Origin of the sequence: Kribbella sp. NBC_00662, from assembly GCF_041430295.1 — a bacterium.
In the GTDB taxonomy this organism is placed as follows: Bacteria; Actinomycetota; Actinomycetes; order Propionibacteriales; family Kribbellaceae; genus Kribbella.
The window spans coordinates 3,898,587-3,922,316 of sequence record NZ_CP109029.1 but is presented as its reverse complement, the minus strand read 5'-3'; the positions used below and the strand labels follow the sequence as shown (position 1 = coordinate 3,922,316).

At 68.3% G+C, this 23,730-nt stretch carries 30 protein-coding genes; 11 read left to right on the top strand and 19 right to left on the bottom strand.

All coding sequences use genetic code 11. The annotated features are described in order from the left end of the window. Window positions 1-23 precede the first annotated feature (23 nt). Complete coding sequence (locus OHA10_RS19740) at window positions 24-560, top strand: winged helix-turn-helix transcriptional regulator (RefSeq protein ID WP_371407706.1); 537 nt, start codon at window positions 24-26, stop codon at window positions 558-560. Here the strand turns inward: OHA10_RS19740 and OHA10_RS19735 are convergent. The 5 genes from OHA10_RS19735 to OHA10_RS19715 form a co-directional block, all read right to left on the bottom strand. After that, the gene (locus tag OHA10_RS19735; RefSeq protein WP_371407705.1) at window positions 530-1,522 is read right to left on the bottom strand and encodes a TIGR03842 family LLM class F420-dependent oxidoreductase; all 993 of its coding nucleotides are present in this window, start codon (window positions 1,520-1,522) and stop codon (window positions 530-532) included. The genes OHA10_RS19740 and OHA10_RS19735 overlap by 31 nt on opposite strands. Before the next feature lie 9 nt (window positions 1,523-1,531). Further along, on the bottom strand, window positions 1,532-2,938 hold the full coding sequence (gene hydA, locus OHA10_RS19730; protein WP_371407704.1) for a dihydropyrimidinase: 1,407 nt from the start codon (window positions 2,936-2,938) through the stop codon (window positions 1,532-1,534). A gap of 10 nt (window positions 2,939-2,948) precedes the next feature. Beyond that, a complete protein-coding gene (locus OHA10_RS19725; RefSeq protein ID WP_371407703.1) occupies window positions 2,949-3,791 on the bottom strand; it encodes a nitrilase-related carbon-nitrogen hydrolase in 843 nt (280 codons plus the stop codon). A gap of 72 nt (window positions 3,792-3,863) precedes the next feature. After that, window positions 3,864-4,541, bottom strand: coding sequence for a PhzF family phenazine biosynthesis protein (locus OHA10_RS19720; protein ID WP_371407702.1), 678 nt, complete (start codon window positions 4,539-4,541; stop codon window positions 3,864-3,866). After that, window positions 4,542-4,736: a hypothetical protein gene (locus OHA10_RS19715; RefSeq protein ID WP_363872260.1), complete on the bottom strand. Its 195-nt coding sequence runs from the start codon at window positions 4,734-4,736 to the stop codon at window positions 4,542-4,544. A gap of 141 nt (window positions 4,737-4,877) precedes the next feature. Between OHA10_RS19715 and OHA10_RS19710 the strand changes: the two genes are divergently transcribed. Then, window positions 4,878-5,309: an SRPBCC family protein gene (locus tag OHA10_RS19710; RefSeq protein ID WP_371407701.1), complete on the top strand. Its 432-nt coding sequence runs from the start codon at window positions 4,878-4,880 to the stop codon at window positions 5,307-5,309. Then, on the top strand, window positions 5,284-5,832 hold the full coding sequence (locus OHA10_RS19705) for a TetR/AcrR family transcriptional regulator (RefSeq protein WP_371407700.1): 549 nt from the start codon (window positions 5,284-5,286) through the stop codon (window positions 5,830-5,832). Before OHA10_RS19710 ends, OHA10_RS19705 begins: the two co-directional genes overlap by 26 nt. Here OHA10_RS19705 and OHA10_RS19700 read toward each other — a convergent pair. Beyond that, entirely contained in the window at window positions 5,813-6,955 is a 1,143-nt protein-coding gene (locus OHA10_RS19700; protein ID WP_371407699.1) for a serpin family protein, read from the bottom strand. The genes OHA10_RS19705 and OHA10_RS19700 overlap by 20 nt on opposite strands. 72 nt (window positions 6,956-7,027) lie before the next feature. On the opposite strand from OHA10_RS19700, the gene OHA10_RS19695 reads away from it, so the two are divergent. From OHA10_RS19695 to OHA10_RS19685, 3 genes are read left to right on the top strand one after another with little or no spacing between them, the layout of a single operon-like run. Then, window positions 7,028-8,002 (top strand): permease, encoded by a 975-nt coding sequence (locus OHA10_RS19695; RefSeq protein ID WP_371407698.1) that lies wholly within the window; start codon window positions 7,028-7,030, stop codon window positions 8,000-8,002. Further along, entirely contained in the window at window positions 7,999-8,670 is a 672-nt protein-coding gene (locus OHA10_RS19690; RefSeq protein ID WP_371407697.1) for a TIGR03943 family protein, read from the top strand. Before OHA10_RS19695 ends, OHA10_RS19690 begins: the two co-directional genes overlap by 4 nt. 36 nt (window positions 8,671-8,706) lie before the next feature. Next, window positions 8,707-9,348 carry a flavin reductase family protein gene (locus OHA10_RS19685; protein WP_371407696.1) on the top strand — a complete coding sequence of 214 codons (642 nt, stop codon included), beginning with the start codon at window positions 8,707-8,709 and terminating at the stop codon, window positions 9,346-9,348. On the opposite strand, the gene OHA10_RS19680 is transcribed toward OHA10_RS19685, so the two are convergent. Then, window positions 9,337-10,239, bottom strand: a complete 903-nt coding sequence (locus tag OHA10_RS19680; protein WP_371407695.1) for an EamA family transporter — start codon at window positions 10,237-10,239, stop codon at window positions 9,337-9,339. The two genes, OHA10_RS19685 and OHA10_RS19680, sit on opposite strands and share 12 nt — an antisense overlap. Window positions 10,240-10,312: 73 nt before the next feature. Between OHA10_RS19680 and OHA10_RS19675 the strand changes: the two genes are divergently transcribed. Beyond that, on the top strand, window positions 10,313-11,221 hold the full coding sequence (locus OHA10_RS19675) for a LysR family transcriptional regulator (protein WP_371407694.1): 909 nt from the start codon (window positions 10,313-10,315) through the stop codon (window positions 11,219-11,221). Here the strand turns inward: OHA10_RS19675 and OHA10_RS19670 are convergent. Continuing rightward, window positions 11,218-12,090 (bottom strand): helix-turn-helix transcriptional regulator, encoded by an 873-nt coding sequence (locus OHA10_RS19670; RefSeq protein ID WP_371407693.1) that lies wholly within the window; start codon window positions 12,088-12,090, stop codon window positions 11,218-11,220. The genes OHA10_RS19675 and OHA10_RS19670 overlap by 4 nt on opposite strands. 101 nt (window positions 12,091-12,191) lie before the next feature. Between OHA10_RS19670 and OHA10_RS19665 the strand changes: the two genes are divergently transcribed. Then, entirely contained in the window at window positions 12,192-13,631 is a 1,440-nt protein-coding gene (locus OHA10_RS19665) for an MFS transporter (protein WP_371407692.1), read from the top strand. Here OHA10_RS19665 and OHA10_RS19660 read toward each other — a convergent pair. From OHA10_RS19660 to OHA10_RS19650, 3 genes are read right to left on the bottom strand one after another with little or no spacing between them, the layout of a single operon-like run. Beyond that, on the bottom strand, window positions 13,594-14,283 hold the full coding sequence (locus OHA10_RS19660; RefSeq protein ID WP_371407691.1) for a pentapeptide repeat-containing protein: 690 nt from the start codon (window positions 14,281-14,283) through the stop codon (window positions 13,594-13,596). The genes OHA10_RS19665 and OHA10_RS19660 overlap by 38 nt on opposite strands. Before the next feature lie 43 nt (window positions 14,284-14,326). After that, window positions 14,327-15,448, bottom strand: coding sequence for a peptide chain release factor 2 (gene prfB, locus OHA10_RS19655; protein ID WP_371407690.1), 1,122 nt, complete (start codon window positions 15,446-15,448; stop codon window positions 14,327-14,329). A 16-nt stretch (window positions 15,449-15,464) separates the two neighbouring features. Next, entirely contained in the window at window positions 15,465-16,094 is a 630-nt protein-coding gene (locus OHA10_RS19650; protein WP_371407689.1) for a TetR/AcrR family transcriptional regulator, read from the bottom strand. A 51-nt stretch (window positions 16,095-16,145) separates the two neighbouring features. Between OHA10_RS19650 and OHA10_RS19645 the strand changes: the two genes are divergently transcribed. Next, complete coding sequence (locus OHA10_RS19645; protein WP_371407688.1) at window positions 16,146-16,946, top strand: SDR family oxidoreductase; 801 nt, start codon at window positions 16,146-16,148, stop codon at window positions 16,944-16,946. Window positions 16,947-16,966: 20 nt separating this feature from the next. On the opposite strand, the gene OHA10_RS19640 is transcribed toward OHA10_RS19645, so the two are convergent. The 7 genes from OHA10_RS19640 to OHA10_RS19610 are packed head-to-tail and all read right to left on the bottom strand — an operon-like array spanning window position 16,967 to window position 21,523. After that, on the bottom strand, window positions 16,967-17,410 hold the full coding sequence (locus OHA10_RS19640; RefSeq protein WP_371407687.1) for a pilus assembly protein TadG-related protein: 444 nt from the start codon (window positions 17,408-17,410) through the stop codon (window positions 16,967-16,969). Next, window positions 17,407-17,856: a hypothetical protein gene (locus OHA10_RS19635; RefSeq protein WP_371407686.1), complete on the bottom strand. Its 450-nt coding sequence runs from the start codon at window positions 17,854-17,856 to the stop codon at window positions 17,407-17,409. Before OHA10_RS19635 ends, OHA10_RS19640 begins: the two co-directional genes overlap by 4 nt. Beyond that, a complete protein-coding gene (locus tag OHA10_RS19630; RefSeq protein WP_371407685.1) occupies window positions 17,853-18,239 on the bottom strand; it encodes a TadE/TadG family type IV pilus assembly protein in 387 nt (128 codons plus the stop codon). Before OHA10_RS19630 ends, OHA10_RS19635 begins: the two co-directional genes overlap by 4 nt. Beyond that, complete coding sequence (locus OHA10_RS19625; protein WP_371407684.1) at window positions 18,239-18,436, bottom strand: hypothetical protein; 198 nt, start codon at window positions 18,434-18,436, stop codon at window positions 18,239-18,241. The genes OHA10_RS19630 and OHA10_RS19625 overlap by 1 nt, the downstream gene beginning before the upstream one ends. Before the next feature lie 14 nt (window positions 18,437-18,450). Further along, window positions 18,451-19,389 carry a type II secretion system F family protein gene (locus tag OHA10_RS19620; protein WP_371407683.1) on the bottom strand — a complete coding sequence of 313 codons (939 nt, stop codon included), beginning with the start codon at window positions 19,387-19,389 and terminating at the stop codon, window positions 18,451-18,453. Then, entirely contained in the window at window positions 19,386-20,246 is an 861-nt protein-coding gene (locus OHA10_RS19615; protein ID WP_371407682.1) for a type II secretion system F family protein, read from the bottom strand. Before OHA10_RS19615 ends, OHA10_RS19620 begins: the two co-directional genes overlap by 4 nt. Then, entirely contained in the window at window positions 20,246-21,523 is a 1,278-nt protein-coding gene (locus OHA10_RS19610) for a CpaF family protein (protein WP_371407681.1), read from the bottom strand. Before OHA10_RS19610 ends, OHA10_RS19615 begins: the two co-directional genes overlap by 1 nt. A gap of 246 nt (window positions 21,524-21,769) precedes the next feature. Here OHA10_RS19610 and OHA10_RS19605 point away from each other — a divergent pair, with 246 nt between their 5' ends. Continuing rightward, a complete protein-coding gene (locus OHA10_RS19605; RefSeq protein ID WP_371407680.1) occupies window positions 21,770-22,270 on the top strand; it encodes a SigE family RNA polymerase sigma factor in 501 nt (166 codons plus the stop codon). A gap of 12 nt (window positions 22,271-22,282) precedes the next feature. Then, window positions 22,283-22,990, top strand: coding sequence for a hypothetical protein (locus OHA10_RS19600; RefSeq protein ID WP_371407679.1), 708 nt, complete (start codon window positions 22,283-22,285; stop codon window positions 22,988-22,990). On the opposite strand, the gene OHA10_RS19595 is transcribed toward OHA10_RS19600, so the two are convergent. Beyond that, window positions 22,987-23,730, bottom strand: coding sequence for a GntR family transcriptional regulator (locus OHA10_RS19595; protein WP_371407678.1), 744 nt, complete (start codon window positions 23,728-23,730; stop codon window positions 22,987-22,989). The genes OHA10_RS19600 and OHA10_RS19595 overlap by 4 nt on opposite strands.

Below are 23,730 nucleotides of genomic sequence, written 5' to 3'. Positions count from 1 at the left end.
GTTTTTATACTAAGCTTACTTTCGTGTCAACGCTTGCCCGCCTGGTCCACTTCCGCTGGGCCCTCCCGGTGCTGGCCGAGCTCCACCGCGGCCACGGCGGCCGCTTCGTGAACCTCACCCACACCCTGGGCGTGAGCCGCGAGTCGCTGCGCCGGACCCTGACGTTCCTCACCGAGGCCGGCCTGATCCACCGCAACCCGGGCAAGGGCCACCCACTACGCCCGGAGTACCTACTGACCAACCCCGAGCTGGGCGCGAGCGCCGCCGCACTCACAAACCTGCTCGACGACCTGGACGTCACCGATGTGGCCCTGAAGAAGTGGTCGCTTCCGACCCTCACCTTGCTGGTCACGGAACGTCGCTTCTCGGAGCTCCGGCGGGCGCTCCCCGACGTCACACCCCGCGCGCTGACCCTGACCCTGAAGGACCTGGAGTCGGCAAACCTGATCAACCGGACCGTGACCACGGACTACCCACCCGCAACCGTCTACAGCGCGACCCCGCCCGGCCTCCAACTGGCGAGCGCAGCTCAGAAGCTCGGGATGATGTCCTTGCCGTAGGCGGCCAGGGTTTCTTCCTTGGCGTCGTGTTGGAGGTAGAGGGCGAACTGGTCTACGCCGAGGGCTTTCAGTTCGTTCAGGCGGGTGAGGTGGTTCTCGACGGGGCCGAGGACGCAGAAGCGGTCGACGACCTCGTCGGGGACGAAGGTGGTGTGGGTGTTGCCGGCGCGGCCGTGTTCGGCGTAGTCGTAGCCCTTGCGGCCTTCGATGTAGTCGGTGAGAGCCTTCGGTACGGCGCCACTCGACCCGTAGCGCTCCACGATGTCCGCGACGTGGTTGCCGACCATGCCGCCGAACCAGCGGGTCTGTTCGCGCTGGTGGTCCAGGTCGTCGCCAACGTACGCCGGGGCCGCGACGCAGAACTTGATCGCCATCGGATCACGCCCCGCTTGCTCGGCAGCCCGCCGTACGGCGGTGATCATCCACTCGGCGATGTCGGGATCCGCCAGCTGCAGGATGTAGCCGTCGCCGACCTCTCCGGTCGCCGCCAGCGCGCGCGGACCGTACGCCGCGACCCACACGTCGAGCGCGCCGTTGTCGACCCAGGCGAACTTCAACTGCTGACCGCGATACTCCACCGTCTCGCCGCGTGCGAGCGACCGCACGACCTCGACGCACTGCTTCATCTCGGCGATCGTCCCCGGCTTGGCGCCAAGAGTCCGCAGGGCGGAGTCGCCGCGACCGATCCCGCAGATCGTCCGGTTGCCGAACATCTCGTTCAGCGTGGCGAACTGGGACGCGATCACCGTCCAGTCCCGCGTCCCCGGGTTCGTCACCATCGGCCCGACGATCACCCGCTGCGTGGCCGCCAGGATCTGGCTGTAGATGACGAACGGCTCCTGCCAGAGCAGATGCGAGTCGAACGTCCACACGTAGTCGAACCCGGCGTCCTCGGCCTTCCGGGCCAGCTCCACGACCGTGGACGCGGGCGGATCACACTGGAACACCACACCGAAGTCCACGACTCCCCCTTACATCAAGTACGACGACAGGCCACGCTTCAGGAACTTCCCCCGGCCCTTGCGGCCATGGTAGTTGCCGTCAGCCACGATCACCTCGCCGCGCGAGATCACCGTGCCCACCCGGCCCTGGATCTCGACCCCTTCGTACGCCGAGTAGTCCATGTTCATGTGATGGGTCTCGACCCCGATCCGCGTCGTACCGTTCGGGTCGTAGATCACCAGGTCGGCGTCCGATCCCGGCTGGACGATGCCCTTCTGCGGATACAGCCCGAACATCCGGGCCGGCGTGGTCGCGATCGTCTCCACCCAGCGCTCGAGCGAAATGTTGCCGTCGACAACACCCTGGAAGATCAGGTCGACGCGGTGCTCGACGCCACCGATCCCGTTCGGGATCTTGGAGAAGTCACCGATGCCCAGCTCCTTCTGGTCCTTCATGCAGAACGGGCAGTGGTCGGTCGACACGATCGCCAGATCGTTGCTCCGCAGGCCCTTCCACAGATCGCGCGCGTGCGATTCGTGCTTGCTCCGCAGCGGCGTCGAGCAGACCCACTTCGCACCTTCGAACCCGGGTGCCCCGAGCTGGTCCTCCAACGTCAGATACAGGTACTGCGGACACGTCTCGGCGAACACGTTGCGGCCGGCGTCGCGCGCTTCGGCGACCTTCGCCAGCGCCTGACTCGCGGACAGGTGGACGATGTACAGCGGGCAGTCCTGCGCGACCTCGGCCAGCGCGATCGCGCGGTTGGTGGCCTCGGCCTCGAGCGCGGCCGGGCGGGTGATGCCGTGGTAGATCGGGTCGGTCTCGCCGCGTTCCAGTGCCTGCTGGACGAGTACGTCGATCGCGATGCCGTTCTCCGCGTGCATCATGATCATCGCGCCGTTCGCCCGCGCGGTCTGCATCGCCCGCAGGATCTGCCCGTCGTCGGAGTAGAAGACGCCCGGGTAGGCCATGAACAGCTTGAAGCTGGTGATGCCCTCGTCCGCGACCAGCTGGTCCATCGCCTTCAGCGCGTCGGTGTCGACGCCGCCGAGGATCATGTGGAACGCGTAGTCGATGTGACACTCGCCGTCGGCCTTCGCGTGCCAGGCGGCCAGCCCGTCCTGCACGACCTCACCGGTCCGTTGCACGGCGAAGTCGATGATGGTCGTGGTTCCGCCGTACGCCGCCGCGCGGGTCCCGGTGTCGAAGGTGTCGCTCGCCGCAGTGCCCCCGAACGGCAGCTGCATGTGCGTGTGCGCGTCGATCCCGCCCGGGATCACGTACTTGCCGGAGGCATCGATCACCTCGTTCGCGGTGATCGTCGGCGTGAACGACGGATCGAGGACGGCGACGATCTTCTCGCCCTCGACCAGCACGTCCGCGACCCGCGTCCCGGTCGGTCCGACCACCGTTCCACCCTTGACCAGCAAAGACATGTGGGTCCCCTTAAGGCTTCGTCAGGTCTCCGTAGGCGTCCGGGCGGCGATCGCGGTAGAACTGCCAGCGGTCCCGGACCGTGTCCAGCAGTCCGAGGTCCAGGTCGCGGACGATCAGTTCCGGATCGTGGTCATGGCCGACGTCCCCGACGAACTTGCCCTCGGGGTCGACGAAGTACGACGTACCGTAGAAGTCGTTGTCACCGAACTCGGACTCGATGCCGACCCGGTTGATCGCGCCGATGAAATACTCGTTCGCGACCGCACTCGCGGGCTGCTCCAGCTTCCACAGGTACGCCGAGAGCCCGCGACTGGTCGCCGATGGGTTGAAGACGATCTTCGCGCCGGCCAGCCCGAGCGCGCGCCAGCCCTCGGGGAAGTGCCGGTCGTAGCAGATGTACACGCCGATCCGGCCGACCGCGGTGTCGAAGATCGGGTACCCGAGGTTGCCCGGACGGAAGTAGAACTTCTCCCAGAAACCCTTCACCTGCGGGATGTGGTTCTTCCGGTACTTGCCCAGATAGGTGCCATCGGCATCGATCACGGCGGCGGTGTTGTACAGCACGCCCGGCTGCTCCTGCTCGTACACCGGCAGCACCATCACCATCCCGAACTCCCGTGCCAACGCCGCAAACCGCTCGGTCGTCGGCCCCGGCACGGACTCGGCGTACTCGTAGTACTCGGCGTCCTGTTTCTGACAGAAGTACGGCCCGTAGAACAACTCCTGGAAACAGATCACCTTCGCACCCGCCGCGGCCGCCTGCCGCGCGTAGTCCTCGTGCGCCTTGATCATGGACTCTTTGTCACCCGTCCACGACGTCTGCACCAGAGCCGCCCTGACAACGTCTGCCACGAGACCTCCCCAAGTAGAGGTCCCATGCTCTATCCGTTCCCCACCAACCGTCAACGGATGCCGGGATCGGGCTCAGATCGTGATGGTGCGGTGAGTGCCGGGGCGGACCTGGCCGCCGACGGTGGCGTGGGTGGGAGGTTCGTGGGTGGTGTAGAGGTGGGAGCCGGCGCCTTGGACGACGTGGAGGTTGCGGCCGAGCTGGGCCGTCAGTTGGGTGACGGCGGAGCCGGTGGCCTCGTCTTCGGTGACGCCCATCGCGGGGGCGAAGGCTCGGGCGCGGATGATGCCGCGGGACTCGTCGAGCCAGGACCACAGGTAGGTGTGGCCGGCGTCGTACGACGTGGGGTCAGCGGCGAGGACCGCCTCGGGTGAGTCGAGGTGGTGCCAGTCCCAGGTGCTGCCCCAGGTTGTGTTGGCGCGAACGGAGAAGAGGTTGTCGCGGCGCGTGACCTGGATCGGGCCGGCGGGGACGTGGATGGTTTCTACAGGGTGGCCGTGGGTGTGGAGGTAGGCGGCGGCGCCGACGGTGGGGTGGCCGGCGAAGGGCATCTCTCCGGTGGCGGAATAGATACGGAGCGTGCCGGTGGCGGCGTCGTCGACGTACACGGTTTCGCTGTAGCCGAGAGCGGCGGCTACCGCCTGGCGGTCGGGCTCGGGGACGAGCGCGCCGTCGACGATGCCGAGGGGGTTACCGAAGCGGCCGTCGGGGTCGGTGAAGACCCGGACGACCTCGACGTGCAGGTCGGTCAACTACAGGACTGCAATCGCGGCGATCACCGCGATCAGCAGTACGGCGGCGCCGATGACGGCGAGCACGCGGCCGTTGATCTTCGGATCGCGAGTCGTCTCGGTCGCGCCCTCGTTGACGAACGCGCGGAACATCTGCGTGTTCGCGCCCGGGTCCTGCTCGTTCTCCACGTTCTGCGGGACGTTCTGATCAGCCATGGCCCAAGACCCTACCTGGGACCCGGACCCCCACCACTGACCAAGGGTCTTGTTTTACCCGTCTTTCACGCTCCGTGCTGCCTCCGTGCACGCTCGGCGGGGCGGTTTGTCAGTGACACAGCTCCATGTACCATTTGGTACATGCGCTTCGATCACTCCAGCACGATCCAGGCCTCGCCCGAGCGGGTCTGGGAGGTCTTCAGCGACGTCGAGCGGTGGCCCGACTGGACCCCGACCGTCGATTCCGTCGAGCGGCTCGACGCGGGCCGCATCCACATCGGCGCCCGCACCCGCATCCGCCAGCCCAAGCTCCCGGTGGCCGTCTGGGAGGTGACCGAGCTGAAGGACGGCGAGTACTTCGAATGGGTCTCGAAGGCGCCCGGGATCAAGACGACCGGCGGCCACCGCGTCATCAGCACCCCGGAAGGTACGGTGGCGACCGCGACGATCATCCAGGAAGGTCCGCTCGGCTGGCTCTTCGGCAGGCTGTACGCGGGCCTGACCAGGCGCTACATCGCCACCGAGACCGCGAAACTGAAGGAAGTCAGTGAGTCGAGAGAGTCTGCTGGCTGACGCGGTCGAGCATTTCGCCAAGAACGGGATCGGCGACGCCAGCCTGCGCAGTATCGCGACCTCGGTCGGGACCAGTCACCGGATGCTGATCTACCACTTCGGCTCGCGCGAAGGCCTGCTCGCCGAAGTGGTCCGCACGGTCGAGCAGCAACAGCGCGACCTGCTGGCCGAGGTGCTCGCGACCGATCTCCCGGTCGCCGAGCAGAACGAACTGTTCTGGCGCCGGGTGACCGAGGCCGCGCTGATCTACGGTCCGTTGTTCTTCGAGCTCAGCGCGCACGCGATGCAGGACCTGCCGCACACCGAGTCGCTCAAGGCCGACCTGATCAACGTCTGGCTGCCGCCGCTGATCGAGCTGTGCGTCCGCGCGGGCATCCCGGCGGACGAGGCCCCGGCGTACGCGCGGCTCGGTCTGGCAGCGTCCCGTGGCCTGCTGTTCGATCTGCTGCTGACCGGTGATCGCGCGGGCGTCGACGAGGCGTCCGCGCTGCTGAACCGGCTGTTCAGTCTCCCGGTTGAGTAGGCGTCTCCACCCAGCCGGCGACGATCGGCAGCCGCGACTCCCGCAGTACGGCGGTGAACGCGAACGGCCGGTCCAGCGTGAGGTCGAGCCGGCGCTGCTTCGTGGTGATCATCGCGGCGCGCGTCATCGCCATCGCGGTCACGGCGGCGGCCTCGAACCCGGTTGCGAAGAACCGCGCGAGCACCTTCTGCTTCGCCTGCCCGACCCGCAGCGGCGTCGGGCTGAGCGCACTGAAGTGCCCGTGCTCCCCTGGGTCCGAAGTGACGGCGGTCAGACCGAACAGCTCACGTGACTGCAGCAGGTCGTGCTCGACCTCCACGCTGAACGACGGCAAGTTCAGCTTCAGGTCCGGCCGCGCCGACGTCGTCTGCCCGATCCGCAGACCCGGGCCCGGCTCGTCCTCATCGATCAACCGACTGCCTGGAACGCCGTCGTTCGGGCGAGCCGCAGCGTCCAGCAGGCCCGCGAGTACGTCGTTTTGGCCGATCCCCAGCAGTACGTCAACGTCTGCATCACCTTGAACAGTGACGACAGTCAGGTCGTCGTACCGCCGGACGGCGTCCAGGTCGGAGTCGACGCGTTCCAGCCAGTGCCACGAGCCGGCCCACGGTCCGGCCGGCACGTGCCGTACCTGCTCGGTGAACGGGCGGACCCAGGTTGTGCGGAGCAGCAGGGCCGATGCCAGCACGAGGAGTACGTCGGGGTCGAGCTCGAGCGGCATCTCGCGGATCAGGTCGTCGGTGTGCTCGGCGGCCCACGCGTCGAGCTTCGGCTTGTCCACGCTCGGGTTGCCGGTCAGCATGCCGACGAGCGGCGCGGGCATCACCGCGTCGAACGACTCCGCGAGCTTCAACTGCTCACTGACCCAGACACCGAGCGCGGCATGCAGGTCGGCCGATCCTTCGATCGCCTCGATCAGCCGGATCGCATCCGTCGCGCCGGTCGCAGCGTCCACTCCAGCGGCAGCAGCAAGCTCGCTCCGGCCAGGCTCGTCGGCGCCCGTCGCGAGTAGCGCCAGCAATGGCCACAAGCCGAGCCCAGAGACAACTGTGTTGCCCGCCGGGAGACTCCGAGCCCAGCGGGTGGTGAGGTCGTTGACTGCGCGCACGATGTCGGCGTCCATAGCTCAACACTGCCACAGACCTCGCAATGACGGTGATTTTCATTTCCAGCTGACTTCTGCCAGCATTCCGCCATGAGCACGGCCAAGCCGGAGGAGTCCTCGGGGTCTTCGATCGCGTTCACCGCGACCTTGATCCTGCTGGTCGGTACTGCGCTGTTCGGGCGGCGGATCTTCTCCGGCTGGTTCACCGCGGACGGGATCCGGACCTGGGCGACGATGTTCGTCGGTGTGACCGTGCAGGCCATGCCGTTCCTGGTGCTCGGCGTCCTGCTGTCGGCCGCGCTCACCGCGTTCGTGCCGGCATCGTTCTTCGCCAAAGCACTGCCCAAGAACCCGGCCCTCGCCGTGCCGGTGGCCAGCGCTTCCGGCGTCGTGCTGCCGGGTTGCGAGTGTGCGTCGGTGCCGGTGTCGGCCGCGTTGATGAATCGTGGCGTCACGCCGGCCGCGGCGATCGCGTTCCTGCTGTCGGCGCCGGCGATCAACCCGGTCGTGCTCACGTCGACAGCAGTCGCGTTTCCCGGGCAGCCGAAGGTGGTCGTCGCTCGTGCGGTGACGTCGCTCGCGGTGTCGATGGTCCTCGGCTGGCTGTATCTGCTGACCGGTAAAGGATTGAAGCCGCCGAAGAACCGGCATGCGCACGACGCCGGCAAGTTCGACGTGTTCCGCTCGGCGATGTCGCACGATTTCCTGCACGCCGGCGGATTCCTGGTGATCGGCGCCGCCGCCGCGGCAACGCTCAACGTCGTGGTCCCGCGGTCCTGGCTGGATCACGTCGCCGGGAACCTGCTGCTGTCGGTGCTGATCCTCGGCCTGCTCGCCGTACTGCTGGCGATCTGTTCCGAAGCGGACGCGTTCGTGGCGGCGAGTCTGTCGCAGTTCTCGTTGACCGCGCGACTGGCGTTCATGGTCGTCGGACCGATCGTGGACGTGAAGCTGATCGCCTTGCAGACCGGGACGTTCGGGCCGCGGTTCGCCGTACGGTTCGCGCCGGCGACCTTCGTGGTCGCGCTCGTCGCCAGTCTGCTCGTCGGGTGGTGGTTGCTGTGAAGCGGAACGTGGCCGGGCTGGTGATGGTGTTCGTCGGCGCGGCGGTGATGCAGCTCGCGACGTCCGGGACGTACTTGCGCTACGTGAAGCCCGGCATGCGGTGGATGCTGCTGGCCGCCGGGCTGATCCTGATCGCGCTCGCGATCACCGACGTACTGATCAAGAGCCGTGAGGACAACGAGCACGGGCTGCCGCGGACCGCCTGGCTCCTGCTGGTCCCGGTCTTCGCCCTGCTCGTCGTCGACCCGCCCGCGCTCGGCGCCGACGCGGCCCAGCGCCAGTCCCCGGTCGCCGCGAGACCCACCCAAAGCACGTCTTGGCTAGGCGGGAACACGAGCGAACCCACAAACCTGGCGGTCCGCGACTACGCCGTCTGGGCGGTGTGGGAGCAGAGCAGTATGAAAGGCCACTCGTTCCAGCTCACCGGCTTCGTCACCCCGGCGAAGAACGGCGTCTGGTACGTGACCCGCATCGGCCTGACCTGCTGCGTCGCGGACGGTACGGCCTACATGGTCGAGGCCCGCGGCCAGGCCGCGCCGCCGAAGAACCAGTGGGTCACCATCACGGGTCGATGGGCCGAGCCGACCCGACGCGTGGACGGCGACGTCGCCGCGCTGACCGTCGAGACGATCACCCCGACGACAGCACCGGTCAACCCGTACGAATAGCCCTCACACAGCTCGGCGCCACGCCGTTCCATCCCCATGAAGCGAACTGTCGAGCCGAAGGTTCTGTACTTCGGCACCCCGGTTGTCCTGATCAGCTCCCTCAACCCCGACGGCAGCACGAACCTGGCGCCGATGTCGTCCGCGTGGTGGCTCGGGTACACCGCGATGCTCGGCATGGGGACGAGCGCGCAGACCGTGAAGAACCTCGTCGAGCGGCCGGAGATCGTCCTGAACCTGGTCGACCCGGACATGGTCGCCGCGCTCGACCGCATCGCCCTGCTGACCGGTTCGCGGGAGATGTCCGATTCGAAGCGGGCCCGCGGCTACCGGTACGAGCCGGACAAGTTCGCTGCGGCCGGCCTCACCCGCGCGCCGAGCGAGGCAGGCCCGGAGTCCGTCCTCGAGAGCCCAATCAACCTCGAGGGCCGGATCGAGGCGATCCGCGAGATCGGCGGACCGGACTCGCACCTGTGCTCGCTGGAGATGACGGTCGAGCGGGTCCGGGTTCGCGAGGACCTGCTGATGAGCAACGACCGCTACATCGACCCGCTGCGGTGGGATCCGCTGATCATGAAGTTCACCGAGTACTTCGCCGGCGGCACCCCGGCGTACGCGTCCTCGCTGGCTCGCGGCTGGCAGATGCCGCCGATGCCGATCCCCGTCGCCTCAGGCGACTGACGTCAGTTCCGGATCGCCGGACTCCACCACGCGCGGGGTCCGGCGCCGGATGATCGTGCAGGCCATACCGCCGATCACCAGCACCGCGGCGATCCCCTGCTGCAGACCGACGGCCTCGCCGCGCAGTACCCATGCCGCGGACATCCCGACGATCGGCACGAGCAGCGAGAACGGCGCGACCGTGCTCGCGTCGTACTGCCGCAGCAGGTAGCCCCACACCCCGAAGCCGAACAGCGTTGCCCCGAAGGCGAGGTACGCGATCGCGCCGATGCCGCTGAGGTCGATGTCGCGCAGCGCGTCCACGTCGGCCTTCGGTCCTTCGGTGATCAGCGACAGGATCAGCAGCGGTACGACGGCGACCGCACTCACCCACACCATGAAGCGCAGCGTGTCCGGCGGCTTGGCGTAGCGGGTGATCGTGTTCGACACACCCCAGAAGCCGGCCGCGACGATCACCAGGACCAGCGCACCGAGCGGCGCCGACAGCTTGCGGTCGAGCACGATCAGGGCGATCCCGATGCACGCGATCACGATGCCGATCAGCTGCACCGGCCGCGGCCGTTCCCGCAGTACGGCGATCGCGAACAGGACCGTGAAGATCACCTGCGCCTGCAGCACGAGCGACGACAATCCGGCCGGTACGCCGTGATCCATCGCGATGAACAGCAGCCCGAACTTGGCGACGCCGAGCGCGAGCCCGACACCGACGACGTACCGCCAGGGCACGCGGGGTTTGCCGAGGACGAAGATCGCCGGTACGGCGGCGAAGAAGAACCGCAGCGCGGACAGCAGCAGCGGCGGCACGCCCTCCAGACCGACCTCGATGATGACGAAGTTGATGCCCCAGACAACGACGACGGCGAGCGCGAGGAGCAGATCACGAGGCTTCATACGGTCCAGTGTGGGTGGCGGTACACTTAAGGACTAGCACCGGTTTCTACCGTCTTCAATGTAGGAGTGCTACATGATCGATCTCGGTCGGCTCCGTGCGTTGCACGCGGTCGCGCAGTACGGATCGGTCAACCGCGCGGCCGAGGTGCTCGGGTACACGCCGTCGGCGGTGTCGCAGCAGCTGGCGAAGCTCGAGCGCGAGACGCGGACGACGCTGATCGAGCGGCAGGGTCGCGGGATCGTGCTGACCGACGCGGCCCAGCAGTTGGCGTCGACCGCGGCCCGGATCCTCGCACTGGTCGAGGACGCCGAGCTGACACTGGACGAGCAGCGCGGACAGGCGATCGGGACGCTCAGCATCGCCGCGTTCCCGACCGCGGCGCGCGGCCTGCTCCCACCGGCGCTGGCGCGGCTCCTCCATGAACACGAAGGGCTCGACATCCGGGTCCGGGAGACCGATCCGTTCGAGGCCGTGGCGGCGGTCAACCGCGGCGAGACCGACGTGGCGATCGTGCACGACTGGCACAACACGCCACTCGCCTTGCCGGAGGGTCTGTCGCGGGCGAAGCTCGGCTCGGATCCGGCCGACGTCCTGATGCCGGCGTCGCATCGCCTGGCCGGCAAGGAGTTCGTCCGCCCCGAGGACCTGGTCGGCGAGCGCTGGATCTGCCAGCCGGTCGGCTCGATCTGCCACGAGTGGCTGATCCGGACGATGCGTCGCGCCGGCGTCGAGCCGGAGGTCGCGTACTCCGTCGCGGAGTACCAGACCCAGCTCTCGATGCTTGCCCGCGGCATCGGCATCGGCCTGCTCCCGCGTCTCGGCCGCGGTCCGGTCCCCGACGGCGTGGTCGCCGTACCACTGCAGCCGGCTCCCACCCGCCGCCTCTACGCCGTCTGGCGGACGACCACCTCACGCCGCCCGGCGATCACGGTGACCCTGGAGACTCTGAAGGCCGCGTGGCCGGAGCGCGACACGGCCTAACCGGGCTCCACGATCTGGCGGAGTTTGGTCTCGGTCTCCTCGTCGAGTGCCGTGTAGACCGTCACCCGCAGCGGGCCGAGCTGCGACAGCCACAGGTTGATCGGCTCGATCTGCAGGATGCCGTGCCCGTCGACCTCCAGCACCTTCGTCCGGGTGCTCGGCGCTTCGACGTCGTACCGTTCCCACAGCTCCCTGAAGTACGGCGAGGTGCTGAGCAGGCTCTGGATCAGGTCCTGCCAGAGCGCGTCGCCGACGTGATCGGCCGAGGCGGCGCGGAACGCCGCGACCATGTGATGTCTGGTCAGCTCGGCGTCGACGAAGCTGCACTTCCACGCGTTCGGGACGAAGTTCAGCCAGAGCATGTTCCGATCCTCGACCGGCACCTTGTCCAGGTCGATGACGACCCGGCAGTACGCGTCGTTGAACGCGAGGATGTCGTAACGGTCGTTGAGCGCCAGCGCCGGGTACGGCGAGACCGCGTCGAGCGTCTTCTGCACCGTCGGCGGCAAGGCTGAGCACACCCCCTTCGCGGGACCGACCCGGACCCCGGCCAGCCGGTACAGGTGATTGCGCTCCTGGCGGTCGAACCGCAGCGCCGTCGCGATCGCATCCAGAACCTGGGCGGACACGTTGATGTCGCGCCCCTGCTCGAGCCAGGTGTACCAGGTGACCCCGACCCCGGCGAGCAGCGCGACCTCCTCGCGGCGCAGTCCCGGTGTACGCCGCCGGCCGCCCGGCGCGAACCCGACATCGTCCGGGCGGATGCGCTCCCGTCGGCTGCGCAGGAACACCCCGAGCTCTCGCCGCTGGGCCGGCACAGCTCTGTCGACTCTGTCGACTCTGTCGGTGGCGACTGGGACAGTGGTCATGGTTCCATCATGGGCACGGATCGATCCTGGTGCCAGGTGCTGTCAGTAATAGGATAACCAGGCTCTCACCACCAGGCTCGGACTCCGTCCAGGCTGGACGCATGACAGACCAGCTCCAAGCCACCACACTTCCGGTCGACGCCCGGCCGCAAGCCGCGCTGAAGCCGGTGGCACTCACGACTCTGATCTTCGGCGCCTTCCTGCCGATGCTCTCCTTCTTCGTCATCAACGTCGCCCTGCCCGCGATCGGCTCCGACCTGCGGGCAACCTCCGGCGAACTCCAACTCGTGGTCGGCAGCTACGGCATCGCTGTCGCCACTCTGCTCGTGGTCGGCGGTCGCCTCGGCGACACGTTCGGCCGCAAACGCCTGTTCCTGCTCGGCCTGATCGGCTTCACCGTCATGTCGCTGATCTGCGCCGTCGCCCCGAGCATCGGCGTACTTCTTGTCGCCCGGGTCGCGCAGGGAGCCGCCGGCGCGGCCGTCACGCCGCAGGTGCTGGCAACGATCACCAGCCTGCTCACCGGCGAGCACCGCGCCCGCGCGATGGCAATGTACGGCGTGGCGGGCGGTGCCGCGGCGGCGCTCGGTCAGATCCTCGGCGGTGTCCTGGTCGAGGCGAACGTGTTCGGCCTCGGCTGGCGGGCCGTGTTCCTCGTCAACGTGCCCGTCGGCATCATCGGTGTGGCCGCGGCGATCCGGTTGATCCCGGAGACCAAGGCCGGCAAGGCGCAACGGGTCGACCTCGTCGGAGCCGCACTGCTCGCGCTGACACTGGTGCTGCTGCTCCTGCCGCTCACCGAGGGCAGGCCGCTCGGCTGGCCGCTCTGGACCTGGATCTGCCTCGCAGCAACGGTTCCGGCCGTCGCGGCGCTCGGCGTACATCAGCACCGGTCGGAGCGGGCCAGCCGCTCTCCGCTGATCCCGCCGACGGTACTGCGGTTGCGGGCGATGCGGATCGGTCTGCTGCTGGCGGTGGCGTTCTTCACGACGTTCGGCGGCTTCATGTTCGTGTTCGCGCTTGCCACCCAGGGCGAGGCGCACATGTCACCGCTGGAAGGCGGCCTGAGCCTGCTGCCGATGGCGGTCGGGTTCCTGATCACCTCGATCTACGGCCCGCGCCTGCAGGTGCGGTACGGCGCCGGCCTGATCGTGCGCGGCTGGATCATCCAGGGCATCGGGTACGCCGTACTCGCGGTCGCCGCCCTCACCCTGTGGCCGGACGTGAACCCGCTCAAGCTCGCAGTACCGATGCTGATCGCCGGCTTCGGCTCCGGCCTGGTCATGGTCCCGCTGATGGGTGTGGTGCTCAGTCAGGTCCCGGCAGCCCAAGCAGGTCTGGGCAGCGGCATCCTGCTCACCAGCCAGCAGACATGCCTCGCACTGGGCGCAGCCACGGTCGGTACGGCGTACCTGTCGCTGGCCGGCACCTCCTGGGGCCAGGGCGGCGCACTGGCCGCGGTAGCGCTGGCCATCACGGCGATCTCGCTACTGATGACCCCGGTCACGCATCAACTGCGGTCCAGTGGGGAGGGCGTGTAACCGCGCCTGGAAGTCTGGTCGAACTGTCACCGCGCGCCGCGTTCACCTGTGACTGGGTGAGGAACAGCGCGCCGGTGAGGTCGGCACCGCGGAGATCGGCGTCGCGTAGGTCGGCGCCGATCAGGTCCGCCTGGCGCAGGTCCGCGTCCCGCAGGTCCGCAGCGATCAGGTAGGCGCCGCGCAGATTGGCCTTGGCGAGGTCGGCGCCGCGGAGGCGAGCTCCGATCAGGTCAGCTCCACGGCGTTCCTTCTTCTTGGGCTGTTTGCCGCGGATGCGCCGGCTGGTCTCCAGGAGCAGTTCGTTGACGGCCGCGCCCTCGGCGTCGACGTCGACGGTCGTGAGGTCCGGAGTACGGCTGACGGCTTCGACTCTGTCGATGGCTGGTTGGAGATTCTCGTTGTATTCAAGGGCTTCGATCAGGTACCAGAGCAGCTCGTGCAACTGCCGCAGGATCGGCAGTTCCGCCCCGGGCAGGCCACGCCGGGTGAGCTCCTGCCCGGCTCCGAAGCAGTCGTAGACCGTGCAGCCCGGGAAACCCTTGGTCCGCAACTCACTGTGGATCGTGCAGAGGTGGTCGTCAGCCAGATTCGGGCAGGGCTCACCCGCGGGTTTGTCGATCGCGAAGTCCGCCGACTTCGTGAGCGTCAGCACGACACAGCACAGGCCGACGCAGCTACCGCAGTCGGCGCGGAGCTCAGTTCTGCTCGGCAACCGTGTGGCCGGTACGGCGCCAGCGGATGCCGGCCTCGATGAACTCGTCGATCTCACCGTCGAAGACCCCGGACGTGTTACCGGACTCGTACTGCGTCCGCAGGTCCTTCACCATCTGGTACGGGTGCAGGACGTACGACCGCATCTGGTCGCCCCATGAACCCTGCACGTCACCGCGCAGCGCATCGAGCTGGGCCCGCTCCTCGGCCTTCTTCAGCGCGAGCAGCTTGGCCTTCAGGATGACCATCGCGCTCGCCTTGTTCTGCAGCTGGGACTTCTCGTTCTGGCACGAGACCACCGTGCCGGTCGGGATGTGCGTGATCCGGACCGCTGAGTCGGTCGTGTTGACGCTCTGACCACCCGGGCCGGACGACCGGTACACGTCGATCCGCAGCTCTTCTTCCGGTACGTCGATCTCGTCGGTCTGCTCGAGCACCGGGACCACCTCGACCGCGGCGAACGACGTCTGCCGGCGGCCCTGGTTGTCGAACGGCGAGATCCGAACCAGCCGGTGCGTCCCCGACTCGACACTCAGCGTGCCGTACGCGTACGGCGCCTTGACCCCGAACGTGGTCGACTTGAGCCCGGCCTCTTCGGCGTACGACGTGTCGTAGACCTCGGTCGGGTAGCCGTGCCGCTCGGCCCAGCGCAGGTACATCCGCTGCAGCATCTCGGCGAAGTCCGCGGCGTCCACACCGCCCGCGCCGGAGCGGATCGTCACCAGCGCCTCGCGCTCGTCGTACTCTCCGGAGAGCAGCGTGCGGACCTCGAGGGACTGGATCGCCTTGCCCAGCGGGCCGAGATCCTTCTCCGCCTCGGCCAGGGTCTCGGCGTCGTTCTCCTCGCGGCCGAGCTCGATCAGCGCGCCCAGGTCGTCGAGCCGGCTGCGGAGCGCGGTCACCCGCTCGACGTCGGACTGCAGGCTGGAAAGGCGCGACGTCACCTTCTGCGCGTTCGCCTGGTCGTCCCACAGGTCAGGCGCGGCGACCTGCTCGCCGAGTTCGTCGATCTCCTTGCGCAGTGCAGGAAGATCAAGCACTTTCTCGATCGAGGTCATCGTCACGTCGAGCTGCTTCAGCTCCGCGTCAAAATCCAGTCCAGCCACAACGAAACAGCGTACCTCAGGCAAGACCTCGACGAAGAACGGCGAAGACCTGGGTAGCCGCCTGCTCGAGCTCGGCCTGAGCGGCTTCGAGCTCCTCCGGCGACGCATCGTCGACGAGGATGCGCATCAACTCCTCCTCGAGCACCTTCTGCGCCGCGGCGTACTGCGCAGCGATCAGCCGATTGCGCAGGTGATCAGGGGCTCGTTCGTCGAGCGCCGCGGTGAGCGTGACCTCCAGCTCGGCCGCCTGCAACCGTCGACGGGCTTCCAGCGCCGGGCTGTTCTCGATCGTGCGGACGAACTGCTTCCAGGTCGCCAGATGCCCGACCGCGAACCGATCCCGCGTCCCAGCCAGGTAATGCGCCTCGAGCACGTCGATCGGATCCGCATCCGCGGGCGCCTCCTGGATCGCCCGCGCCGGCCCCAGCCACCACCCCGACTCGTCGAAGAACAGATCCTCCTTCGCCGGGAAGTGGTTGAACACCGTCTGTACGGCGACATCCGCCGCGCGCGCCACCTCCGCGACGGTGACCGCGTCGAACCCGCGCTCGAGGAACAGCCGGGTGGCCACGTCCGAGATGGCGTGCCGCGTCTGCTGCTTCTTGCGCTCCCGCCGCCCGAGCTCCATTGCCACACCGTAGGGCATCTGCTTTACTGAATCCAATCATGTAGTCACTACATTTTTGGAGCACATCCAATGACAATTCTCGTCACCGGCGGCCGCGGCGCGATCGCCCGCGCGGTCACCGCCGGCCTGATCGCTGCCGGACACGACGTCCGCGTCGCCAGCCGCGAACCCTCCGCTCTCCCGTCCGCCGTCGGCTACGACCCCGCCGACCCCGCGCCCGCCCTGGCAGACATCAGCCAGGTCTTCCTGTACTCCGATCCGGCTACGGCGCCTGCCTTCGCAGCCGCGGCCGAAGCCGCCGGGGTCAAGCAGGTCGTGCTGCTGTCGTCGCTGTCCTCACTCGGCGGCCCGGAGGATCCGCACGCGAAGACCGAGCAGGTGATCGCCAACGGGTCGTACGCGACCACTCGTCTGCAGCCCGGTGCGTTCATGAGCAACGCGAAGTACTGGGCGCATCAGGTCCGCGCGACCGGTCAGATCCGGCTGCCGTATCTCGATGCCGAGGAGGCGCCGATCCACGAGCAGGACATCGCCGACGCGGCGCTCCGCATCCTCCTCGACGGCCCCGGCAACGGGCACGACGGTCGCGGATATCCGCTCACCGGCCCGGAATCGATGACCCGTCGGCACCAGATCGGCCTCATCACCGCGACCACCGGCGTACCGATCGAGGCCGTCGACCTCAGCCCCGAAGAAGCTCGCAGCGAACTGCGGATGCGTGACGAGGGCCAGCGCGAGACGCTGCTCGCCTACTGGAAGTCTCGCGTCGGCTTGCCCCAGCCCATCGAGCCCGGCGTCGAACTGCTCACCGGCCACACCGGCCGTACGTTCACCACCTGGCTGACCGACAACCCGGGCCTGTTCAGTTGACGCATCTCTCGCGGTACGAGTCAGCGGATGGGGACGATCGCGGCTGACTCGGCGGACAGCTCGGTCGAGGTGGGGAAGCCCGGGGGATGGAACGGGAGGTCTGCGGTCGAGGTCAGGTGGACGGTGACGGTTGTGCCCTCGACGTCAACGGACCAGCCCAGGCTGTCGAATCTGTTGCTGGCAGCAACTTCATTCAGGTAGTCGGCGGTCAGCCGCGCGGCCTGGTCGGGGTCGATCGTGGCATTACCACCGGCGCCTGGTTGGGCGTAGACCGCGGCCAGGCCGTTGGCCGCCGCGAGTACGGCGCCGTCGGCGGTCGCGTCGAGGTCGCGGCGGACCAGGAAGGCCTTCGAGATGTCGGTCACGACCACGATCATCAACAGGATGATCACGGTGAACCCGATGATCAGGACGGTCAGCTGCCCCTCCTCACCCCGCCTCCGCAGCTTCGATCGTTGCGTCATCCGTTGCCCTTGGCTTCGCGGTAGTCGCCGAAGGCCTCGGTGTGCGAGGCGCTGACGCGGATCGCCGGCGGTTCGCCGCCGAGCGCGTCGGGGATCAGCGGCAGCCGCACCTCGGTGTTGAGGGTGACCGTCACGGTCGATCCCGGCTGCAGACAGGCCGGGTCGCAGCTGATCGTGAGCTGGTCGGAGCTCAGCTCCATCCCTTGATCCTTCATCGCCAGCTTCGCGGCCTCGAACGCCCGCGATCGCGCCCCGTCCTCGGACACTCCGTCCGGCACGATCACGAACGCCCTCCCGGCCGCGCGGGTCGCCGCGGTCGCGCCGTACGACGCCCGCTGTACGTCGAAGACGCCGAGCATGAAGTACACCAACGGGACCATCAGCAGGATCGCCAGCCAGGAGAACTCGACGATGGCGCTCCCCCGCTCGTCCCGCCGGCGCTTCATTCGCCCGTCTCCTTGACCGCGTGCCCCTGGACGCTGAACGAGATGCCTGGTCCCCATAGTCCGAGCGGCGGCATATGCGCCTGAACGGTGACCTCGACGCCGGGCTGCCCGTCGATATCGGTCGCCGCCGCCGACACCGAGTCGATCAGCTGGTCCCGCACCACGCCGCTGATCAGCTCGCGGGTGCGTGCCTCGCCGTCGGCCGGCTCCCGGTTGAGCACGGCCGCGTAGTGCGCGCCCTCGGAGGCGGCGGCGGTCACCGTGTTGCGTACGTACAGGAACAGGCCGACCTGCAGGATCCCGAGGAACAACGGCACCACGAGCGTCGAGACCAGGACGAAGTCGACAACCGCCGCACCCCGCTCGCCACGGGCTTTCAGCATTACTTGTTGGAGACCGAGGACAGCGCGTCCTTGAGCATGGTGGCGAGCTGGTCGCCGGCCACTCGCCAGATCACGACGACCAGACCGGCCGTCATCACGGTGATCAGCACCCAGCCGGGGACGTCGCCGCGCTCCTTCCGCGCCGGGCGTGGCTTCAGCAGCAACGCCACGAACAGTCTCGTCAGGTGTAGGGACATGACCTCTCCTCGATTCATCCGGCGATCAGCCGGATTCCGACAGCGCCCGGGTAGAAGGCGAAGGCGATGGTCACCGGGAGGACCAGGAAGATCACCGGCACCATCATGGCTACTTCGCGGCGGGCGCCCGACTCGATCAGCTCACGGCGCCCCGCCTCCCGGATGTCGGCGGCCTGCGCCCGCAGTACGTCGGCCAACGGAGTGCCGCGCTCGAGCGCCACCGCCAGCCCGTCCGCGAAGCGCGACAGCGCCAGCAATCCGGTGCGGTCCGCGAGCGCGTCGAGCGCGCGGACCAGTGACTCCCCCGCCCTGGTCTCGGCCAGGACCCTTTCCAGCTCGTCGGCCAGGTCGCCCCGGCATGATCGCGTCACCCGGTCGAGTGCCGCCGCCGGGCCTTCGCCGGCAGCAACCGACAACGCCAGCAGCTCGGCGACCGTCGGCAACTCGGCAAGCAGTCGCCGCTCGCGGCGGCGGACCTGTGCGGTCAGATAGGTATCGCGGCCGAGCACTCCGAGAACACCGAGAACCACGCAGAACACCATCAGGCCGACCGGGTCGCCGGTGTTGAACGCCGCCGCGACGATCGAGACCACCAGGCCGGCACCGAAGGCCAGCGCGCCCCACAGCAGCTGCTCGATCCGGAACTCTTCCACGGTCCGCTCGATCCCGGCACGCTGCAGCCGTCGCCGGATCGTGTTCGCACCACCCAGGATCCGCTCGAGTCGTGCGGCCGCCGACCGCAGCGACGGCCCGAACAGCCGCAGGATCGCGTAGAACGGCGACCGCGAATCCACCACGCCGACGAAGACATCCGGCGCCCCGAGATCCCGCAGGTACGGCGAGATCCGCTCGTCGACCGTTGGTTTCCGCAAGAACGGCAACCGCAGCACGACGACGAGCAACCCGACGCCTAGCAAGGCACCGAGGAATCCACCGAGCAGCATCGGGCTCATCGCAGCACCCGCTCCGGCTCGGGCAGGCGGCCGATCCGCAGCATCAACCGGTACGCGACCACGCAGACGGCTGCACCCGCGGCGATGATCAGCGCGCCGACCGGCGAGTTGTACCGCTGGATCACATCGCCCTGGAACGACAGCATCGCCAGCACCAGCCACGGCGCCGCGACCGCGACCCGGGCACCGTTCACCGACCACGACTGCCGCGACTCGAGCTCGGACCTGGTCCGCGCGTCGTCGCGCAGGAACGTCGACAGCGATCGCAGCAGGCGGCCCAGGTCGCCACCGCCGACCTCGCGCGCGATTCGCAGCGCCTCGACCACACGGTCACCGACCGGGTCGGCCAACCGCGCCTTCAACCGGTCGAGCGATTCGGCGAACCGGCCCGTCGACGCATAGTCGGCACCGAACCGCCGGAACGGCTCGCGCAGCGGCAACGGTCCGCGCTCACCCACCTGAGCCAATGCCTCGGACAACGACAATCCGGCACGCACCGCGGAGGCGACGTTGTCCACCACATCAGGCCACAGCTCGCGGAACTCGGCCAGCCGTCGACGAGCCCTCGACCGCACCAGTGCGATCGGCAACCATCCGGCCATCAACCCGAACACAGCACCGACCGGCAAAGCCCTGGAGACGAGAAACATCAGCACGAACCCGGCCAGCCCGGTGATCACACAGGCACCGATGAAGGCACCGGGTGTCAGGCCTTCGATCCCTGCACTCGCAAGCAATTCACGACACTTGCGACGCAACCGACCTTCCTCGCCCGCGGCCGCTTCGGATGGCGCCACGAACGCCGCGATGATCAGCAGCAGACCGACTCCGAAGAACAGCCCGATCAGGAGTCCCATCAGCCCACGCCCCGCGGCAGCTCGGTCAGCAGCCCGGCCACGTTGTACCCCGCTTGCTGGAAGCGCTCCGGATGGGGCAGATGCCCCTCGGCGCGGCGCAGATACCCGTCGTACGTCACGAACAGCGACTCGGTCTCGATCGCCTGCTCCTCGACCCGCCCGGTCACGGCGACGATCTCCCGCACCCGCCGATGCCCGTCCGCCGCGATCCCCAGATGGACGACGATGTCGACGCACCCGGCCACAGTCGGCAGCACGAACCGGGAGCCGATGTTCTCACCGGCCAGCAGCGGAAGCGTGCACATCTTCGTCAGCGCCTCGCGAGCGGAGTTCGCGTGGATCGTGCACATGCCGGGGAGGCCGCTGTTCAGCGCGAGGAGCAGGTCGAGGCACTCTTCGCCGCGGACCTCGCCGACGATGACGCGGGACGGCCGCATCCGTAGTGACTCCTTGACCAGGTCGCGCAGCCGCACCTCGCCGGTGCCCTCGAGACCGGCCTGACGGGTCTGCATCGAGACCCAGTCGGGGATCGGCAGCTTGATCTCGAAGACCTCCTCGCAGCTGATCACCCGCTCGCTGCCAGGGATCGAACCTGCCAGTGCGTTCAGCATCGTGGTCTTGCCGGCCTGCGTGCCACCGGAGACCAGCACATTGAGGCCGACGGCAACGGATGCCTCGAGCACCGCGGCTGCGTGTGGCGTCAGCGAACCCAGCTGGACCAGGTCGCTCAACCGGGTCGCCCGGACGGTGAACTTGCGGATGTTGATCGCCGCGTATCGCTGGGTGATCCCGCCCAGGACAATGTGCACCCGGCTCCCGTCCGGCAGCCGGGCGTCGGTGAACGGTTGCGACACGTCGATCCGGCGGCCGGTGGTCTTGAGCATCCGCTCGACCAGATCGCTGACCTCCTCCTCGGTCAGCACGGTCGTGGTCAGCTCGTGCCGGCCCTCCCGGGCGATGAACACCCGGCTCGGCTCGTTGATCCAGATCTCCTCGACCGTGGGGTCGTCCAGGTAGCGCTGCAGCGGCCCGAAACCCGCGACCCGGTCGTGCACCTCGCGGCTGACCGCCTCCACGTCCCCGATCGGCGGGACCACGCCGGTCAGGCTGCGCTCGTCGTACTCCTTCACGACCAGGGCGACGATCGCGTTCACCGCGGCGGGGTCGCGGAGCGGGTCGATGCCTTCGCGGCGCACGACGTCGCGCACCTGGGCGTCGATCAGCTCGATGGCGCCGTCCCAGCCGGATCGGTGCGCGTCGAGCCTGTCCGCTGTCATCGATCTCCCCGTGTGTGTCCCGTCCGGCGACCACGCGGTCACCATGCGCGACCATCCTTTCAACTCCGGAGCGGCCGGCGCCACTCGCGTAGGCGGCCCTGTGGACAACCGTGACACGCGGAGGGCTCACTCACCGTATCCATCGCCTCACGGCCCGTCCAGGAATTTGCAGCTTGTTGCAATCCGGCGGTAACAGAACGCCGACTCGTGGCGTCGAACCGGGTGTAGACGACCTCGGGAGGGTGTTTGACACGGTCTACACAGGACTTCGAGGAGTTCGCGCGGGCGCGGACACCCCAGCTGTACCGGTCCGCCTGGCTGCTAGCCGGCGAGCATCACTTGGCGGAGGATCTGGTCCAGGAGACGCTGGCCAAGCTGTACCGGGCCTGGCGGCGGGTGGAGCAGGCGGACAACCCAGCGGCGTACGCGCAGACTGTGCTGGCGCGGACGTTCATCTCGCAGCGGCGACGCCGGAGCTCGACGGAGCGGCCGGTCGAGCGCACACCCGACCGTGCGGACCCTCCGGGCGACCACGCGCTGCGGCTGTCCCTGCTGCAGGCGATGGCCGAGCTGTCCCCGCTGGACCGTGCCGTGCTGGTACTGCGGTACTTCGAGGACCGCAGCACCGAGCAGGTCGCGCAGGACCTCGGTAAGAACACCGGTGCGATCAGGACGCGTACGTCGCGCGCACTGGGCCGCCTACGAGCGGTGCTCGGCGACGAAGCCGTCCACTTGACCGCACATTGAGCTGGGAGCACCATGACCAACCTTCACGACAGCCTCCCCGACCTGATGCGGCGGGCCACCGAGGACCTCCAACCGGCCACTCCCGAGCTGGTTGCCCGAGGCATCCGTCGCGGCAAGGTCCTGCGTCGCCGCCGGACCGCACTGGCCGGCCTGTCCGGCGCAGCCGCCGTCCTGGCGACCGTCGGCATCATCATCGGGAGCACGCAACTGCTCCAGCACGACGCAGCGCCCACTGTGGAGCCGGCTGGTACGCCGAGCGCACACCGCCCGACGCCGTTGACGCCGGCGGAGACTCTGGCCGCACTACTGCCCAAGAGCCTGCACCGCGGTCACACCAGCACGTCCGAAGACGGCACCCTGTCCGTAGTACTCGACGACGGCCGCGGTGCCGGACTGCTCACGGTCGACATGATGACCGCCCAGCCGAACACCGACTGCAACGGCTCCCCTCCCGGCACGTGCACCGTCCAGCCGGACGGCACGGTGTACGTCGCCTACGCCGACCGGCCGCTGTACACCGACCAGCCCAACCCTGGCGGCATCAGAGTGACCACCGTCGAGCTCTTCTACCGGGACGGTAGACAGATCAGCATCAGCAACTACAACGCGCCGAACGACCACGGCGTCGAGCACAGCCGACCCGCGCCGATCCTGTCGATCGCTCAGCTGACACAGATCGCTCGCAGCAAGCAGTGGGTGTACCCGCCGCGGGTCTCCTAGCGGTGCACCAGCGTGTGCTCGAACGAGTACCGGCTCGCGCGGTACAGGTGGGAGCCGTACTCGACCGGCTGGCCGTGGTCGTCGTATGTGACGCGGGTGGTCGCGAGAAGTGGTGAGCCCGGCTCCTCCGCCAGCAGCCGTGCCTGCTCGGGTGTCGCAGGAATGGCAGAGATCGTCTGGTGCGCGACCTTCAGGCGGACACCCTCGGCCCGCAGCAGTTGGTAGAGACCCCGCTCGGCCAGCGTGGTCGGGTCGGTCTCCAGGAGCTCCGGCGGCAGCCAATTGCGCATCAGAGCCAACGGCTCGCCGTCCGCACGACGGAGTCGCTCCAGCCTCAGCACTCGGTCGCCCAGCTCGCACTGCAGTGCGGTCGCAACTTCCGCGGTCGCAGGCGAGATCCCGAAGCGCAGGATCTCGGTCTCAGGCTTACGATGCGCGGCGGCGAGGTCGTCGTACAGGCTGGTCAGCTCGAGGGACCGGCGGACCTGGCCGGAGTTCCCGACGACCTGGGTGCCGACCCCGCGTTTGCGGACCAGCAGGCCCTGGTCGACCAGGCGGGCGATCGCCTGGCGCACAGTCGGGCGGCTGAGCCCGTACGCCTCGGCCAGGTCCACCTCGTTGCTCAGCCGGGAGCCGACCGGCAATTCACCGCCCTGGATGGCCGCTTCGAGCTGCTGCGCCAGTTGAACGTGCAACGGCGTACGGCTGTTCCGATCGACCTGGACCTGGACGGTACTCAT